The organism is Nonomuraea sp. NPDC005692, from assembly GCF_040631115.1.
GTDB lineage: Bacteria > Actinomycetota > Actinomycetes > Streptosporangiales > Streptosporangiaceae > Nonomuraea.
Genome location: NZ_JBEXYU010000030.1, coordinates 105,499 through 120,689, shown reverse-complemented (window position 1 = coordinate 120,689; position 15,191 = coordinate 105,499). Strand labels below are relative to the sequence as shown.

Below are 15,191 nucleotides of genomic sequence, written 5' to 3'. Positions count from 1 at the left end.
CGGACCGAAGATCTCAGGAGTAATGGCAAACAATGCCTCCTAAGAGCCGTCAGGGTGCCCCGAAGAAGGTGCGCCGCAAGGAAAAGAAGAACGTCGCTCACGGGCACGCCCACATCAAGAGCACGTTCAACAACACGATCGTCTCGATCACCGACCCCAACGGGAACGTGATCTCCTGGGCCAGCGCCGGCCACGTGGGTTTCAAGGGCTCCCGTAAGTCCACCCCGTTCGCCGCCCAGATGGCCGCCGAGAACGCCGCCCGCCGCGCCATGGAGCACGGCATGCGCAAGGTCGACGTGTTCGTCAAGGGTCCCGGCTCCGGCCGTGAGACCGCGATCCGCTCCCTCCAGGCCACCGGCCTCGAGGTGGGTTCGATCCAGGACGTCACGCCGGTCCCGCACAACGGCTGCCGTCCGCCGAAGCGCCGCCGCGTCTGAATTTCCCCAGGAGATATTGAGAAATGGCTCGTTACACGGGCGCGGACTGCAAGCTCTGCCGTCGCGAGAAGACCAAGCTCTTCCTCAAGGGCAGCAAGTGCGAGTCCGCCAAGTGCCCCATCGAGATCCGTCCTTACCCGCCGGGTGAGCACGGCCGCGGACGCCCCAAGGAGTCCGAGTACCAGCTTCAGCTTCGCGAGAAGCAGAAGACCCGTCGTATCTACGGTGTCCTCGAGAAGCAGTTCCGCAACTACTACGAGGAGGCCGCGGGCAAGAGCGGCAAGTCGGGTGAGGTGCTGCTCCAGATCCTGGAGAGCCGTCTCGACAACGTCGTCTACCGCGCCGGCTTCGCCCAGTCGCGTGACGCCGCCCGCCAGCAGGTGCGCCACGGCCACATCCTGGTGAACGGCAAGAAGGTCGACATCCCGTCGTACCGCGTTCGCGAGCACGACATCATCGAGGTCCGCGAGACCAAGCGCAACCTGCTGCCCTACGAGGTCGCTCGGGCGACCGCGGGCGAGCGCACCGTTCCCGCGTGGCTCGGCGTCGTGCCGGAGAAGCTCCGCGTCCTGGTCCACCAGCTGCCGGTTCGCCAGCAGATCGACACCCAGGTCCAAGAGCAGCTCATCGTCGAGTACTACTCCAAGTAGTCAATGACGTTCTAGTTCGGGTACGGATGTCCGTACCCGAACTAGACTGTTTATCGGAGTGGCGTCATATAGCGGGCGTCACACGACAAGGGGAGAACCCACCATGCTGATCGCTCAGCGCCCGACTCTTCTCGAAGAGTCGATCGACGAGACCCGGTCCCGGTTCGTCATCGAGCCGCTGGAGCCGGGCTTCGGCTACACCATCGGCAACTCGCTGCGCCGCACGCTGCTGTCGTCCATCCCGGGCGCGGCCGTGACGAGCATCCGCATCGAGGGCGTGCTGCACGAGTTCTCGACCGTTCCCGGGGTCAAGGAAGACGTCACCGACATCATCCTGAACCTCAAGGAGCTGGTCGTCTCCTCCGAGCACGACGAGCCGGTCGTGATGTACCTGCGCAAGCAGGGCCCGGGTGAGGTCACCGCCGCTGACATCGCGCCTCCGGCCGGTGTCGAGGTGCACAACCCCGAGCTGCGCATCGCCACGCTCAACGGCAAGGCGAAGCTGGAGATGGAGCTGACCGTCGAGCGCGGTCGCGGCTACGTCTCCGCCGCCCAGAACAAGCAGCCGGGCCAGGAGATCGGGCGCATCCCGATCGACTCGATCTACTCCCCGGTGCTCAAGGTCACCTACAAGGTCGAGGCGACCCGAGTCGAGCAGCGCACCGACTTCGACCGTCTCATCCTCGACGTCGAGACCAAGCCCGCCATGAAGCCCCGCGACGCGGTGGCCTCGGCCGGCAAGACCCTCGTCGAGCTCTTCGGCCTGGCCCGTGAGCTCAACGTCGAGGCCGAGGGCATCGACATCGGCCCGTCGCCGACCGACGCCGCTCTGGCCGCCGACCTGGCGCTGCCGATCGAGGAGCTGAACCTGACCGTTCGCTCCTACAACTGCCTCAAGCGCGAGGGCATCCACACCGTGGGTGAGCTCGTCGCCCGCAGCGAGCAGGACCTTCTCGACATAAGGAACTTCGGGGCCAAGTCGATCGAAGAGGTCAAGCAGAAGCTGCACGAGATGTCGCTGGCGCTCAAGGACTCCCCGCCCGGGTTCGACCCGAGCGCGGTGGCCGGCGGCGGCTACGACGACGACGACAGCGCGTACGTCGAGACCGAGCAGTACTGAGCCTCGTGCGGAGACCCGTCTCCGCACGTGCCCCGCACGCGCCGAGTGGCCCAGCCGCTCGGCGCGTGACGAACGTAACGGCCCAGTCGTGGTGACTGCGGCCGGCCCGACTCCGGTACCTGGTACGGCCGGGGCGGGTTAACCCAAGAGGAGAAAGCAATGCCCAAGCCCACCAAGGGTGCACGTCTTGGCGGCAGCCCGGCGCACGAGCGGCTGATCCTGGCGAACCTCGCCACGGACCTGTTCCGCCACGGCAAGATCCGTACGACGGTTACCAAGGCCAAGCGCCTTCGTCCGCTGGCGGAGCGCCTGATCACCAAGGCGAAGAAGGGCGACATCCACAACCGTCGCCAGGTCCTGACCGTGGTCAAGGACAAGGGCGTGGTTCACCACCTGTTCACCGAGATCGCGGTGACGTTCGCCGAGCGTCCGGGCGGTTACACCCGGATCACCAAGATCGGCGCGCGTAAGGGCGACAACGCTCCGATGGCCCTCATCGAGCTGGTGTCCGAGCCGCTGAACGGTGTCACCACCCGCCGTACCGAGGCTCCGGCCGCCGCTGCCGCTCCGGCTCCGGCCGCCGAGGAGACCGAGGCCGCCGAGACCGAGGCGCCCGAGGCCCCCGAGGCCGCCGCCGAGGAGACCCCGGCTGCCGCCGAGGAGGCTCCGGCCGCCGAGGCCGAGGCGAAGAAGGACGAGGCCTGATCTCTCAGGCTGGTTGAATCGGGCCCGGATCCCCTTCGCGGGGGTCCGGGCCCTTTTCCATGAACGCGAAAGGGACGATCGTGCTACGGCTCCGCCTGGATCTGGCATATGACGGGACCGACTTCTCCGGATGGGCGAGGCAGCCCGGTCGCCGTACGGTCCAGGGTGAGATCGAGCTGGCGCTCACCAGGATCCTGCGCCTGGCCGAGCCCGCCGCGCTGACCGTGGCCGGGCGTACGGACGCGGGCGTGCACGCGCGCGGCCAGGTGGCGCACGTGGACGTGCCGGCCGGGTCGCTCGCCGAGCTCGACGGCAACCGTGGACCCCTGGACGTCGATGAGCGGCTCTCTGCGCTCGTCCGGCGGCTGGGTGGGATTCTGCCCCAGGATGTACGTGTTCATCGGGTCTCGGTGGCTCCTGAGGGCTTTGACGCGCGATTCTCCGCGATGTTCCGCCGGTACGCGTACCGGGTGTGCGACAGGGCGGGCGGGGTCGATCCGCTGCGGCGGCACGAGGTGGTCTGGCACAGCCGTCCGCTGGACCTCGACGCCATGAACGCGGCGGCCCGGCGGCTGGTGGGCGAGCACGACTTCGCGGCGTTCTGCAAGAAGCGCGAGGGCGCCACGACGATCAGGGAGCTGCAGCGCCTGGAGTGGACGCGCGAGGCGGACGGCGTGCTGGTGGCCGCCGTCGTGGCGGACGCGTTCTGCCACTCGATGGTCCGGGCGCTGGTGGGCTCACTGCTGGCCGCGGGCGACGGGCGGCGGCCGGTGGAGTGGCCCGGCCAGGTGCTGACGCAGGCCGTACGGGACTCCGGGGTGCACGTCGCGCCCGCGCACGGGCTCTGCCTGGAGGAGGTGGGCTACCCGGCGGCGGACGAACTCGCCGCGCGGGCCGCCGCCACCCGGCGGGTCCGGACGCTCTCAGCCCTTGGTGACGCGGCGCTCTAGGACGAGTGAGGTCTGGTCCCTGAACGCCCCGCTGACCTTGGCCAGCGTCTTGTCCTTGGCGTCCGGGGTGTGGCCGTCGGCGTGGGTGGCGTAGCTGAAGACGATGTACCTGCCCCACACCAGGCCGGCCGCGTAGCCGCCGGCGATCGACACCCGCTCGCCCCCGCTTCCCTCCGCACCCGGCAGCGCGCGGAACCAGACGTTGCGCGAGAGGTTCTTGGCCTGGTCGGTCAGGACGGCGTCCTCCTTGGTCGGCAGCACCGCGATGCCGGTGGTCACGGCGTAGCGGCGCTTGCTGTCGACGTAGGTGGCCCGGATGATCCGGCTGCACTTCCGCTCGCGCAGCGCGTCGGCGAACGCGCCGGTCGCCGCCTTGTCACAGCTCGTCTCCGTGTCGGTCTTGACCCTGGTGAACGTCGTGCCGGCGGCGGAGACCTTCTTCTTCGGGAACGCCTCCGTCAGGGACATCTTCTTCGGGTCGGTCTCCTCCGAATTGAGCATGGACGCGCCCGGGACGTCGGCGGGCGGGCTGGTGGACAGCTCCGTGGTGGGCAGCGGCGTGGGCGGGGCAGGGGTGGCGCCCGCGGTCGTGGCGGTCGGCGGGGTGGTGCTCAGCGCGCGGTAGGCGAAGAAGCCGCCGGTCGCGACGCCTGCCAGCGCCAGGGCGCCGAGGGTGACGAGCAGGGCTCGCTTGCTCTTTCCGCGGGCCGGGGGCGGTGGCGGCGGGATCTGGAACGGGGGTTGCCTGAACGCGCCGGGTGGGAAGGTGGGCGTGCCATGGGGCGGGGTGGGGAGGTCCAGGGCGGTGCCGGGCCGCTTCGTCCACAGCTCCTGGTTGAAGGGCAGGTCGGGGAGTTTGTCCTGGGTGGGGGACTGGTCCGCTCGGGGCTCCGGGGAACGCCGGTCTTCGGCCTGCTTGTCGTCCGGGCCCTGCTCTGCCGGGTGGGCGTGCTGTGGGGGCGTGTCGGGAGAGTGGCCGGTTGCGCGTTGCGTCGCCTCGTCGGGCCTCTCGTCCGGGTGCCTGTCCTCCGGGCGCTTCTCCTCGGCCGGGGGCATGGGGGGCCATACGGGTACGTCGCCCGGCTCCGGGGGGCGGCCTGTCGGGTTGGTGGGGTGGGGCTCGACGTGGTGGGCCGTCCGCATGGGGCCGGTGGGCTCCTCGCGGGGGTCGGACGCGCGCATGCCCTGGGGCGGGGTGTCCTGGGCCGCCGGGTCGTGCTCCTCGTGCGGCGGGGCGGTGGCGGCGTGCTGCTGGACGGTGGCGGCGGCGTCGCGCTTGGCGGCCTCGGGGTCGAAGTAGTGGGCCGTCTTGGGGATGCCGCCCGGGCGGGTGGCATCGGGGTCGTACGAACCGGCCTCGGGGGTGAAACGTCCGGCGTCGGGGCCGTGCTGTCCGGGCTCGGAGCCGAACCGTGCGGCGTCGGGGCCGTGCTGTCCGGGCTCGGAACCGAAGCGTGCGGCGTCAGGGCCGTCGTGCGGCGCGGCGTCCGGGGTGTCCAGGGCGTCGGCGGGGTACGGCGGGTGGCCGGGGGCGTACGGTGCGGCGTCCTGGTCGTACGGCGTGGCGGGGTCGTGGGGGAACGCCGGTGCGGTGGCGTTCGGGTCGGTGGGCCCGCCGGTGGCGGAGGCGCCGACCGTGGCGGTCGACGGGGTGACCGGCGGTTCTGTGCCGCTCGGCGTGCCGGTGGAGCGGCTGGTCGGGGTGTCGGTCGGTGGGGCGGGGAGCCGGGGGGGCTGCTGGTCGGCTGGCGCCGGGGGCGCTGGGTGACCGGCCTGGGTGGTGGGGAATCGGGCGGTGGGGTCGCCGAGGGCCGGGTCGTCGGCGTCCGGCTCGGCCACGAGTTCGCCTGTGGCGGCGGGCCAGGGGGGCATGGCGTGCGGGTCGGCGACCGGGGCGGGCCACACCTGAAGGCCCGCTGCGGCGGCCGTGAACGCCGGCGGCGGCTCCCACGGCGGCGCACCCGGCACGACCGGTCCTGGCTGCTCCCACGGCGGCGCGCCCGGTACGGCCGGCTGGGCCGGCCAGGCGGGAGGGTCTTCCTCCGGGGTTGCGGCCCACTGGCCGGGGGCGGGGGTCCAGGAGGCGTCGTCCTCCGGCTGCGGGCCCCTGGTGGGGTTGTCTCCGGGGTGCGGACCCCAGCCGGCGTTGTTCTGGGGTTGCGGGTTCCAAGTGGGGGCGTCCCCGCGTTGGGGGCCCCAGGTGGCTTCGGTGGCGTTTCTGGGGGTCCAGGTGGGTTGGTCGGGAGTTTGGGGGGTCCAGGCGGGTGTGTCGGTGGTGCCTGCGCCCGGCCCGGTCTCGGTGGACGGCCTGGGGCCCCAGCCGGCTTCGGTGGGGGTGCCGAGGGGGCGTCCGGGGTCGGTGACGGCTCTGGGCGGCGAGGCGGCCTGGTCGGGAGCTTGGGGAGCCCAGGCGGGCTGGTCGGACGAGCGGGACGGCCCGCCGGGTTCGTCGGAAACCTGGGGGGCCCAGGCGGGCCTCGTCGGGGCGTCGACAGCCCACTCGGGGGCATCGGCAACCCCTGCGGGGTCTGAAGCCGAGACGGGCGTGCCGGCGGCGGAGGCAGGCGTTCCGGAAGGGCCGGGGATGCCGGATCCCGAGGCATGGGGGCCGGAGGCCGGGGTGGGGGGAGTACCGGTGGGCCAGGGGCCGGTGTTTCCGCGGGGGGCCCGGGGGGCGGCGATGGTGTCTTCGTCGGCTCTCGGGCCCTGGGGGGCGCCGCCGGCCTCGGGAGCGCCGAAGGGGGTGGGCGCTCCGAACGGGGCGTGCGGCCCAGGGACGTGGAAGGGGCCGGAGGCTTCGGAGGGGCCGCTCGCGCGGGGGCCGGAGGTCTCGGGAAGGGCGCCGGGCCCGGAGGAGGCGCCTGGGGTGCCGAAGGGGGCGCTGATGGAGGGGTGGGGAGCGGGGGCGGAGGAGCCCGGGGACGGTGGAGTGTCGGGGGCGTCGTCGGCGAACCAGTCGTAGGGGGCCGAGTCGTCGCCGGCCACCTCCCACGGCTGTACGCCGGCGGACGCGTCCGCGGGCTCCGGTGGGGTGCCACCTGGAACCCGCGTCTCGTCGCCGGTCGGCTCACCTGAGGGAGAGAACGCCGACGGGACGCCGCTGCCGATGCGGCCGAAACTCGGCGGTGGCATCGGTGATGCGGTCGTACGGTCGGCTTCCCTGCGATCGTGCTCAGACCCGGGTTCCTGGCCACGCATAGGGCGAGCCTAGCGAGAGTAGCGAGATCGTTATGTCGGTATGGGGGTTCCCCGCGGGATCCGCCGCCCTCTTTAGGGGGTTATCGACCGGGATGCCGGTTCAGCTGAGCGCGCTTCCCGTCATCGAACGGTTGTCCAGAGCCTTGAAGACGGTCGCGTCGCTGAGGTCCTTGATGGCTTCGAGGATGCGCTTCGATTCCTTCTTGTCCGGCTTGCTGCCGTCCTTGTTCTGGAACCACACCATGATCGCGTAGTGGCCGTGGGCCGAGATCTTGGCGCCGCCGCTGCCCGAGCCGAGCATCTTGGTGACGCTGTCCTTGCCGGCCAGCGGCTTGACGTAGTTGCTCGCGTCGCCGACCTTGGCCACCTTGCTGGCGGTGCCGCTCGTCTTGAGGTTGGCCACGCCGATCGTGCCGATCACCTTGCCGGACTTGTCGCGGAAGCTGGCCCGGAGGAACTGGGTGCACTTGCCCGACTTAAGCGCCTTCTGGAGCTTGTCGCCCAGGGCGCCGTCGGTGCACTTCTTGTCCTTGCTGGTGACCGTCATCTCGTACGAACGCCCCGAGACGTTGATCTTCTTCGTCGAGCCGAAGATCTCCTTGACCGTGATCGGGTCGGGGTCGGTCTTGCGCTCGGCCGCGAAGCCGTACTTGCCGGGCGGGGCCGAGGGGAGCGGCGCGGAGGTCCGGGTGGGGGCGCCGGCCGCGGCGGTGCTGGGGCCGTCGGCGTTCCACATCAGCGCCAGGCCGCCGCCGAGCAGGCCCAGCAGCAGGACGCCGCCGATCGCGAACCACAGCGGGGCGCGGGAGCGCCGGCCCTCGTCGTAGGGGCTCCAGCCGACCCGGCTCTGCTGTGGCTGCGGCGACTGCTCGGACTGCTCTGGCTGTCCCGGCTGCGCTGACTGCGCGGACTGCGACGAATACGGCGGCTGACCGAAAGACCCCGACTGGCCGAACGCCCCCGACTGGCCGAAAGACCCCGACTGGCCGGACGTCCCCGACTGGCCGAACGGCCCAGGCTGGCCGGGCTGCTCGGGCGGCAGGAACTGGCCGGTACGCGCCGACTGCGGCGGCTGCGAAGGCCCGGGGAACGGAGACTGCGAGGACGGAGGCTGCGGGAACGGAGACTGCTGAGTGGTCTCGCCGTCGGCGGCGCGCTCCCTGCGCGAACGGCGGGGACCGCTGTCCATGCCACGTTCCTCATTGCCGTTGGAAACCATGCGGAGACATTACCGTGATGTTCGTCATTGAGTTCCGAAGTCCTGGGTCCACCATGGGCCGTCCGGTCCGGCGGCGACGCCGACGCCGATGGCCTTGAGGGTGCAGTCCAGGATGTTCCTGCGGTGGTCACGGCTGTCCAGCCAGCCGCGTACGGCCTGCTCGGGCGTGCTGTAGCCGTTGCCGATGTTCTCGGCGGCACCCCAGTGGTAGCCGGCGCGGTCCATGCGGTCCCAGGGGGAGGCGCCGTCGGGGGAGTTGTGGGCGAGCTGCCCGGTGCGCGCCATCTCCAGCGAGTGCTCGCGCGCCGAGCGTCCCAGCCTGCCGTCCACCCGCAGCGGCCCGCAGCCGCGCTCGGCGCGGGCGGCGTTGGTGAGCGTGACGACCCGGGCGGCCATGCCGGGGATCACCTTGGCCTGGTCGCCGCCGCCGGTGAACACCTGGGTGGGGTCGTCCTTGGCGTCGAAGCCGGCGATCTGCCCCTCGGGGGTCTTCGTGGGCTTCGGGGTGGATCTGCCGCGCGGCGTCCTGACCGTACTGGCCTGTCGCGGGATGCGGTCCAGCTCGGGCTGGGCCTTCTGCACGGCGGTGGGGGCGGGACGCGCGGTGGCCGCGGCCGGCGGTGCGGTCTCGTTGAGGTAGATGTGGGCGGTGGGCTCGACGTCGTCGGACAGCCGGCCGAGCAGCACGCCGGTGAACAGCGCGGCCATCAGGCAGGCCAGCACACCCAGGCTGTTCCGGCGCCGCGCGCCCCGCTGGGTTTGCCGGGTGTGAGAGTTCCGCCACATACCGCAGCTAACGATAGAGATGTCGGGTACTGGGAAAGAAGGGATCCCAGGGAAACGAAATGGAACCGTTCTGCTGTCAGGTAGAATCGTGCAGGGTTACCGGTCTTTTGACCTGCGCGCCTGTAGGCGGGTAACCTAATCGTTCGTTGTGTGCATAGGTCCAGCGTGACCGATGCGCGGCGCGTCCGGCGTCATCTCCCATCATCAAGCCCATCGGGCTCGGGAGACGGAAGGTCCGGGCTGCCGTGTGCCCGCACCGACCGACCCATGTAGCTGTCGCATCCGACAGCGCCGAAGACGCGAGCAAAAGAAGGCTACGACCGTGCGCACGTACTCACCGAAGCCCGCCGACGTCCAGCGTCAGTGGTACGTCATCGACGCGACCGATGTCGTGCTGGGCCGGCTGGCCAGCCACGTCGCGAACCTGCTCCGCGGCAAGCACAAGCCGATCTTCGCCAACCACGTCGACACCGGTGACTTCGTCATCGTCATCAACGCCGACAAGATTGCGCTGAGCGGTAACAAGCGTGAGCAGAAGAAGGCGTACCGTCACTCGGGCTACCCGGGCGGTCTGCGTTCCGTCACCTATGGCGAGCTCATGGACAAGCGGCCGGAGAAGGCCGTCGAGAAGGCCGTCAAGGGCATGCTGCCGAAGAACTCCCTCGGCCGGAAGATGGCCAAGAAGCTGAAGGTCTACGCGGGTTCCGACCACCCGCACCAGGCCCAGCAGCCGGTGCAGTTCCAGATCACCCAGATCGCCCAGTAGTAGTTCGAAAGAGTTAGAGGAGAACCGTGGCTGAGCCCACCGGTGTCGAGACGGTCGTCGAGACCGAGCTGGAGGAATTCTCCGGCGAGGACTTCCCGTCCGAGTACACCACCGAGTCCGCTGCCAGCGCTGACGCGCCCGTGCGCAAGCCCGTCACCACGGGTAACTCGTACGGCACCGGTCGCCGCAAGGAGGCGATCGCCCGCGTGCGCATCGTCCCCGGCACCGGCAAGTGGACGATCAACGGTCGTTCGCTGGATGTCTACTTCCCGAACAAGGTCCACCAGCAGATCGTCAACGAGCCCTTCGTGGTCCTCGGCGCCGAAGAGGCGTTCGACGTCATCGCGCGCATCGACGGCGGCGGCGTCACCGGCCAGGCCGGCGCGCTGCGCATGGGCCTGTCCCGCGCCCTGGCGATCCTGGACGTCGACGTCAACCGCCCGCCGCTGAAGAAGGCCGGCTTCCTCACCCGTGACGCCCGCGCCACGGAGCGGAAGAAGTACGGCCTCAAGAAGGCCCGCAAGGCTCCGCAGTACAGCAAGCGCTAAATTGGCGCGCCTTTTCGGCACCGACGGGGTACGTGGGGTCGCTGGTCGCGACCTCACGGCCGAGCTCGCCATGGACCTGTCCGTGGCGGCCGCCCATGTACTCGGTGATGCGGGCGCGTTCGCGGCCACGGGACGTCGTCCCGTGGCCGTCGTGGGCCGGGACCCGCGAGCCTCCGGGGAGTTCCTGGAGGCCGCAGTGGTCGCCGGCCTCGCGGCGTCCGGAGTGGATGTGCTGCGCCTCGGCGTGCTGCCCACCCCGGCCGTCGCCCATCTCACCGCCGCGCTCGGCGCCGACCTCGGCGTCATGCTGTCCGCCTCGCACAACGCGGCGCCGGACAACGGCATCAAGTTCCTGGCCAGGGGCGGCTTCAAGCTGTCCGACGCGGTCGAGGACGAGATCGAGCGCCGGCTCGGTGAGAGCTGGTCCTTCCCCGTCGGTTCGGGGGTCGGCCGCGTGCGCGACGCGTACGGCGAGGCCGACCGCTACATCTCGCACGTCCTGACCACGATGACCGCCGCGCTCGACGGCCTGCACGTCGTGGTCGACTGCGCGCACGGCGCCGCCCACATGGTCGCGCCCGAGGCGCTGGTGCGTGCGGGCGCCCGGGTCGAGGCCATCGGCGCCAGACCCGACGGGCTCAACATCAACGCCGGGCACGGCTCCACCCACCTGGACAAGCTCCAGCAGATAGTCGTGTCCAGGGGCGCCGATCTGGGCGTGGCCTACGACGGCGACGCCGATCGCTGCCTGGCGGTCGACCACACCGGCACGGTCGTCGACGGCGACCAGATCATGGCGGTGCTCGCCGCCGCCATGCACGGCGACGGCCTGCTGTCCAAGGACACCGTGGTCGCGACCGTCATGTCCAACCTGGGCTTCAAGCTGGCGATGCGCGAGACCGGCATCACCGTGATCGAGACCGCGGTCGGCGACCGTTACGTCCTCGAACGCATGAAGTCCGACGGGTTCAACCTGGGCGGCGAGCAGTCCGGTCACGTCATCCTGCTCGACCACGCCACCACGGGCGACGGCCTGCTCACCTCGCTCCACCTGCTGGGCGTGGTGGCCAAGTCGGGCGTCCCGCTGAAGGAGCTGGCCTCGGTGATGACCCCGCTGCCGCAGATCCTGATCAACGTCAAGGACGTCGACAAGGGCAAGGCGTCGGTGCCCGAGCTCATCGCCGCCGTGGCCGAGGCCGAGGCGGAGCTGGGGGAGACCGGTCGGGTGCTGATCCGGCCGAGCGGCACCGAGCCCATGATCCGGGTGATGGTGGAGGCCGCCTCCGAGGAGCACGCCAACCAGGTGGCGGGCCGCCTGGCCGACGTGGTCCGTACGGCCTGCGCCTCCTGACGCGCCTGGGCGGGTACGGCCTCGCGCCGTACCCGCCGGGCCGCTACTCGTCGCCGGTGAGGGCGAACACCCGCAGCCTGCGGCCGGCCCAGAAGACCGCGCCCACGGTCACGACGACCAGCGCCGGCACGGCGAAGCCCATCGCGACCTTCGACCCCAGGAAGGGCGAGTCGGAGATCTGGTCGGCGATGGCCATGGCCCACTCCTGGATGGAGAACTTGCTCGCCCCCTCGATGAAGCTCACCACGGTGACCTCCCAGACGAGGGCGTAGATGACGCCGATCGTGACCGCGTGCTTGGTCACGACCCCGAGGAGCAGGAAGAGCCCGGCGTAGGCGATGCCGGCGATCAGGGCGCCGAGGGCGAAACCGGCCGCGATGCCGTCCTCGCCGCCCACCAGGATCCAGGCCGCCACGTACGTCGGCAGAGCCCCGAACACGGCCATGAGCGAGGCCGCCACCCCGAACTTGGTCAGGGCGATCACGGGCCTGGAGATGGGCTTGGACATCAGGTGGATGACGGTGCCGTCGTCGATCTCCGGCGCGATGACGCCGGTGCCCGCGATGACCCCCAGCAGCGGCAGCATCGCCTTGATGGCGAAGTCCTTCATCAGGTCCACGGCCAGCTTCTGGTCGGCGCCGGTCACCACGCGCAGCAGCACGGCCAGGGCGATCAGGGCCAGCGGGAGCAGCAGGAGCAGGATGATGCGGCGACGCCCGAGCAGTGAGCGGTACGTGATGCCCGCGACCACGGTGTTCATTCAGGTGCTCCTGTTGATCAGGTAGGCGAAGACGCTCTCCAGGTCCTCGTCGGCGGGGGAGACCTGGTGCAGGCGCACACCCTCGTCGCGGGCGACGCGGGGGAGCAGCCGGGCGAAGCGCCGCAACTCGGTCGCCTGGACCTCCAGGCCGTCCGGGCGGAGCGTGATGCCGCCGGCCGACTCGTCGCGGATCAGGGCCGCGGCGAGCTTCCTGTCGTCGCTGGAACGGATGACGAACAGGTGGGGCCTGTCGGTCATCAGGCGCCTGATCTCGCGGAAGTTGCCCGAGGCGGCGTGCCGGCCGGACACCAGGACCTCGATGTGCTGGGCGACCCGCTCGACCTCCTCCAGGATGTGCGAGCTGAACAGGATCGTCTTGCCCGCGGTGCCCATGGCGCGGATGAGGTCCATCAGGTGGAGGCGCTGGCGCGGGTCCATGCCGTTGAACGGCTCGTCGAGCAGCAGCACGGCCGGGTCGTGGACGAGGGCGGCGGCCACCTTGACCCGCTGGCGCATGCCCTTGGAGTACGTCTCCACCCGGCGGTCCTTCGGCTCCTCCATCTCGACCGTCGCCAGGGCCTTGCGGGCGGCCTCGACGGGGTCGGGGAGGCCGTGGAGGCGGGCGGCGGACAGGACGAACTGCCAGCCGGTGAGGAAGCCGTACACGCCCTCGCGTTCCGGGACCAGGCCGATATTTCGGTAGATGTGGTGGTTCTTCCAGACCTGGGTGCCGTCCAGCGTGACCGAGCCGCCGGACGGCGCCAGGAACCCGGCCATCATGTGCAGCAACGTCGACTTGCCGGCGCCGTTGGGCCCGAGCAGGCCGGTGACGCCGGGGCCGATCGTCATGGTCACGTCGTTGACCGCCACCACGTTGCCGTACCAGCGGGACACCTGGGAGAGCTCGATCTTCATCGCGAGGCCGCCTTCCTGTAGCGCAGCGCGAGAGCGGCCAGGCCCACGCCGATCAGCACCACCAGGATCGCCGCGGAGGCGGGACCGTTGGGATACTGACCCTCGGCGTGGGTCGGGGTGCCGAACAGCCACGACTGCACGGAGTCGACCAGCCAGAACGGGTTCATCAACCAGGCCCAGGCGGCCCCCGACTCGTTCCCGGTGTTGAGCATCGTGCCGTAGAGCAGCGGCACCGACGCCGAGGACAGCAGGTAGACCGTGATCACCGAGGCCACCCCCAGCCCACGCCGCGGCGTGAACGAGGCGAGGGCCAGGCCGAACGCCGACAGCAGCAGCGCCAGCACCAGCGCCATGAGCAGCGCGCCGAGGTACTCGCCGGTGGCGGGCGGCCCCGGCATGTCCACGACCAGCTCGCCGATCCACAGCAGCGTCAGCGGCCCGGCGACCAGCAGGAACAGCGCGGCGGTCATCGCGATCACCTTGGCGGCCACGTACTGGAAGACCGAGATCGGCCGCGACAGGTACAGGGGCAGCACGCGGTGGCGCAGGTCGGGGGCGACGACCGTGGGGGCCTGGGAAGCCAGGAAGATGGCCACCACGGCCTGCATGAGGACCGCGAACCCGCTGTAGGGGATGCCGCGCTGCTGGGCCAGCGCCATGAGCGCGATCGACACCACCATGGGCAGCAGCATGATGACGACCAGCGCGAACGGCACGATTTTGCTGCGCGCCGGACGGCCGAGGCCGAAGATGCCGCGCAGGCTGTGGACGGTGAGCGCGCGGGTGGCGTACGCGCCGCCCATGCGGGGGCCGTCGTAGTGCCGGTAGCCGATGTCGTAGATCTCAGACATTGGCCGCCTCCTCCCTGAAGACGTCCTCGATGCGGTGGCGTCCCTGTTCGAGGCGGATCAGGCACAGGTCGAGGTCGACGGCGGCGTCGCGGACGGCGTCGTAGGTCTCGGGCCCGAGCACCTTGACGACCAGCAGGCGGCCCTGCTGGGAGACGGTCTGGCCGGTCTCGGTCAGGCGCCGGGCCAGGGGCTCCAGGCCGTCCTCGACCTCGACCGTGACCGTCTGGGTGGCCTGGGTGAACTCCGAGATCGCCGACGAGCGCAGCAGGCGGCCGCCGTCGATGACGATCACGTGGTCGCAGATGCGTTCCAGCTCGCCCAGCAGGTGGGAGGTGACCAGCACGCTGATGCCGAACTCGGTGCCGATACGCCTGATCAGCGTCAGCATCTCGTCGCGGCCGCGCGGGTCGAGCCCGTTGGTGGGCTCGTCGAGGAAGACGAGTTTGGGGTCGTGCACGAGAGCCTGGGCCAGCTTGACCCGCTGCTTCATGCCGGTGGAGTAGCCGCCGATCGGGCGGTAGCGCTCTTCGGCCAGGCCCACGTGGCGCAGCACGTCGGCGGCGCGCTCGCGGGCGGCCGTACGCGGCAGCCCGGAGATCCTGGCGAGGTGGACGACCAGCTCGGTCGCGGAGACGTCGGGAGGGAGGCATTCGTGCTCGGGCATGTAGCCGACGAGCCGGCGGATCTCGGCGCCCTGCGCGGTCACGTCGAGGTCGAGCACCCGCGCGGCGCCCTGGCTGGGCGGCAGCAGGCCGAGCAGCATCTTGATCAGTGTCGACTTGCCCGCGCCGTTCGCCCCCACCAGCCCGGTGACGCCGGATCCCACGGTCACCGTGAGCCCGTCGACCGCGGTGACGGTGGGGAAGCGTTTGGTCAGCCCCTCGGTGGCGAGGATGTGCATGTGGCGGACCCTACCCGGCGCGGGGTGGGCCTGG

15 protein-coding genes are annotated in these 15,191 nt (G+C 70.8%); 8 read left to right on the top strand and 7 right to left on the bottom strand.

Annotation, left to right across the window (positions count from 1 at the left end; translation table 11 throughout):
- The first annotated feature begins 32 nt into the window (after nucleotides 1–32).
- From rpsK to truA, 5 genes are all read left to right on the top strand, one after another.
- A complete protein-coding gene (gene rpsK, locus ABZ459_RS40955; RefSeq protein WP_020542285.1) occupies nucleotides 33–437 on the top strand; it encodes a 30S ribosomal protein S11 in 405 nt (134 codons plus the stop codon).
- A 23-nt stretch (nucleotides 438–460) separates the two neighbouring features.
- Nucleotides 461–1,087, top strand: coding sequence for a 30S ribosomal protein S4 (rpsD, locus tag ABZ459_RS40950; protein WP_352327498.1), 627 nt, complete (start codon nucleotides 461–463; stop codon nucleotides 1,085–1,087).
- A gap of 103 nt (nucleotides 1,088–1,190) precedes the next feature.
- Nucleotides 1,191–2,207, top strand: a complete 1,017-nt coding sequence (locus ABZ459_RS40945; protein ID WP_043623495.1) for a DNA-directed RNA polymerase subunit alpha — start codon at nucleotides 1,191–1,193, stop codon at nucleotides 2,205–2,207.
- A gap of 159 nt (nucleotides 2,208–2,366) precedes the next feature.
- Nucleotides 2,367–2,912 (top strand): 50S ribosomal protein L17, encoded by a 546-nt coding sequence (rplQ, locus tag ABZ459_RS40940; RefSeq protein ID WP_357982758.1) that lies wholly within the window; start codon nucleotides 2,367–2,369, stop codon nucleotides 2,910–2,912.
- Between the two features lie 59 nt (nucleotides 2,913–2,971).
- On the top strand, nucleotides 2,972–3,862 hold the full coding sequence (truA, locus tag ABZ459_RS40935; RefSeq protein WP_357982755.1) for a tRNA pseudouridine(38-40) synthase TruA: 891 nt from the start codon (nucleotides 2,972–2,974) through the stop codon (nucleotides 3,860–3,862).
- Here truA and ABZ459_RS40930 read toward each other — a convergent pair.
- The 3 genes from ABZ459_RS40930 to ABZ459_RS40920 all read right to left on the bottom strand — a co-directional run bounded on the left by ABZ459_RS40930 (nucleotide 3,836) and on the right by ABZ459_RS40920 (nucleotide 9,065).
- The gene (locus ABZ459_RS40930; protein ID WP_357982752.1) at nucleotides 3,836–5,830 is read right to left on the bottom strand and encodes a hypothetical protein; all 1,995 of its coding nucleotides are present in this window, start codon (nucleotides 5,828–5,830) and stop codon (nucleotides 3,836–3,838) included. The two genes, truA and ABZ459_RS40930, sit on opposite strands and share 27 nt — an antisense overlap.
- A 1,330-nt stretch (nucleotides 5,831–7,160) precedes the next feature.
- Nucleotides 7,161–8,249, bottom strand: a complete 1,089-nt coding sequence (locus tag ABZ459_RS40925; RefSeq protein WP_357982749.1) for a hypothetical protein — start codon at nucleotides 8,247–8,249, stop codon at nucleotides 7,161–7,163.
- 54 nt (nucleotides 8,250–8,303) lie between these two features.
- A complete protein-coding gene (locus tag ABZ459_RS40920) occupies nucleotides 8,304–9,065 on the bottom strand; it encodes a CAP domain-containing protein (RefSeq protein WP_357982746.1) in 762 nt (253 codons plus the stop codon).
- A 322-nt stretch (nucleotides 9,066–9,387) separates the two neighbouring features.
- Between ABZ459_RS40920 and rplM the strand changes: the two genes are divergently transcribed.
- Genes rplM through glmM form a run of 3 tightly spaced genes read left to right on the top strand, consistent with a single transcriptional unit; the run spans nucleotide 9,388 to nucleotide 11,730 of the window.
- Complete coding sequence (gene rplM, locus ABZ459_RS40915; protein WP_352328322.1) at nucleotides 9,388–9,831, top strand: 50S ribosomal protein L13; 444 nt, start codon at nucleotides 9,388–9,390, stop codon at nucleotides 9,829–9,831.
- 26 nt (nucleotides 9,832–9,857) lie between these two features.
- Nucleotides 9,858–10,379, top strand: a complete 522-nt coding sequence (rpsI, locus tag ABZ459_RS40910; RefSeq protein ID WP_125644639.1) for a 30S ribosomal protein S9 — start codon at nucleotides 9,858–9,860, stop codon at nucleotides 10,377–10,379.
- Between the two features lies 1 nt (nucleotide 10,380).
- Entirely contained in the window at nucleotides 10,381–11,730 is a 1,350-nt protein-coding gene (gene glmM / locus ABZ459_RS40905; RefSeq protein ID WP_357982743.1) for a phosphoglucosamine mutase, read from the top strand.
- Nucleotides 11,731–11,773: 43 nt separating this feature from the next.
- Here glmM and ABZ459_RS40900 read toward each other — a convergent pair whose 3' ends face one another.
- Genes ABZ459_RS40900 through ABZ459_RS40885 form a run of 4 tightly spaced genes read right to left on the bottom strand, consistent with a single transcriptional unit; the run spans nucleotide 11,774 to nucleotide 15,157 of the window.
- Complete coding sequence (locus tag ABZ459_RS40900; protein ID WP_357982740.1) at nucleotides 11,774–12,490, bottom strand: ABC transporter permease subunit; 717 nt, start codon at nucleotides 12,488–12,490, stop codon at nucleotides 11,774–11,776.
- A complete protein-coding gene (locus ABZ459_RS40895) occupies nucleotides 12,491–13,405 on the bottom strand; it encodes an ABC transporter ATP-binding protein (RefSeq protein WP_352362865.1) in 915 nt (304 codons plus the stop codon).
- The gene (locus ABZ459_RS40890; protein WP_357982736.1) at nucleotides 13,402–14,256 is read right to left on the bottom strand and encodes an ABC transporter permease; all 855 of its coding nucleotides are present in this window, start codon (nucleotides 14,254–14,256) and stop codon (nucleotides 13,402–13,404) included. Before ABZ459_RS40890 ends, ABZ459_RS40895 begins: the two co-directional genes overlap by 4 nt.
- Complete coding sequence (locus ABZ459_RS40885) at nucleotides 14,249–15,157, bottom strand: ABC transporter ATP-binding protein (RefSeq protein WP_352362861.1); 909 nt, start codon at nucleotides 15,155–15,157, stop codon at nucleotides 14,249–14,251. The genes ABZ459_RS40890 and ABZ459_RS40885 overlap by 8 nt, the downstream gene beginning before the upstream one ends.
- Between the last annotated feature and the right edge of the window lie 34 nt (nucleotides 15,158–15,191).

Bases quoted from the DNA above. Each gene is read 5' to 3' on its own strand.
- rpsK (WP_020542285.1), top strand. From the start codon at position 33: ATGCCTCCTAAGAGCCGTCAGGGTGCCCCGAAGAAGGTGCGCCGCAAG.
- rpsD (WP_352327498.1), top strand. From the start codon at position 461: ATGGCTCGTTACACGGGCGCGGACTGCAAGCTCTGCCGTCGCGAGAAG.
- ABZ459_RS40945 (WP_043623495.1), top strand. From the start codon at position 1,191: ATGCTGATCGCTCAGCGCCCGACTCTTCTCGAAGAGTCGATCGACGAG.
- rplQ (WP_357982758.1), top strand. From the start codon at position 2,367: ATGCCCAAGCCCACCAAGGGTGCACGTCTTGGCGGCAGCCCGGCGCAC.
- truA (WP_357982755.1), top strand. From the start codon at position 2,972: ATGAACGCGAAAGGGACGATCGTGCTACGGCTCCGCCTGGATCTGGCA.
- ABZ459_RS40925 (WP_357982749.1), bottom strand. From the start codon at position 8,249: ATGGACAGCGGTCCCCGCCGTTCGCGCAGGGAGCGCGCCGCCGACGGC.
- ABZ459_RS40920 (WP_357982746.1), bottom strand. From the start codon at position 9,065: ATGTGGCGGAACTCTCACACCCGGCAAACCCAGCGGGGCGCGCGGCGC.
- ABZ459_RS40900 (WP_357982740.1), bottom strand. From the start codon at position 12,490: ATGAACACCGTGGTCGCGGGCATCACGTACCGCTCACTGCTCGGGCGT.
- ABZ459_RS40895 (WP_352362865.1), bottom strand. From the start codon at position 13,405: ATGAAGATCGAGCTCTCCCAGGTGTCCCGCTGGTACGGCAACGTGGTG.
- ABZ459_RS40890 (WP_357982736.1), bottom strand. From the start codon at position 14,256: ATGTCTGAGATCTACGACATCGGCTACCGGCACTACGACGGCCCCCGC.
- ABZ459_RS40885 (WP_352362861.1), bottom strand. From the start codon at position 15,157: ATGCACATCCTCGCCACCGAGGGGCTGACCAAACGCTTCCCCACCGTC.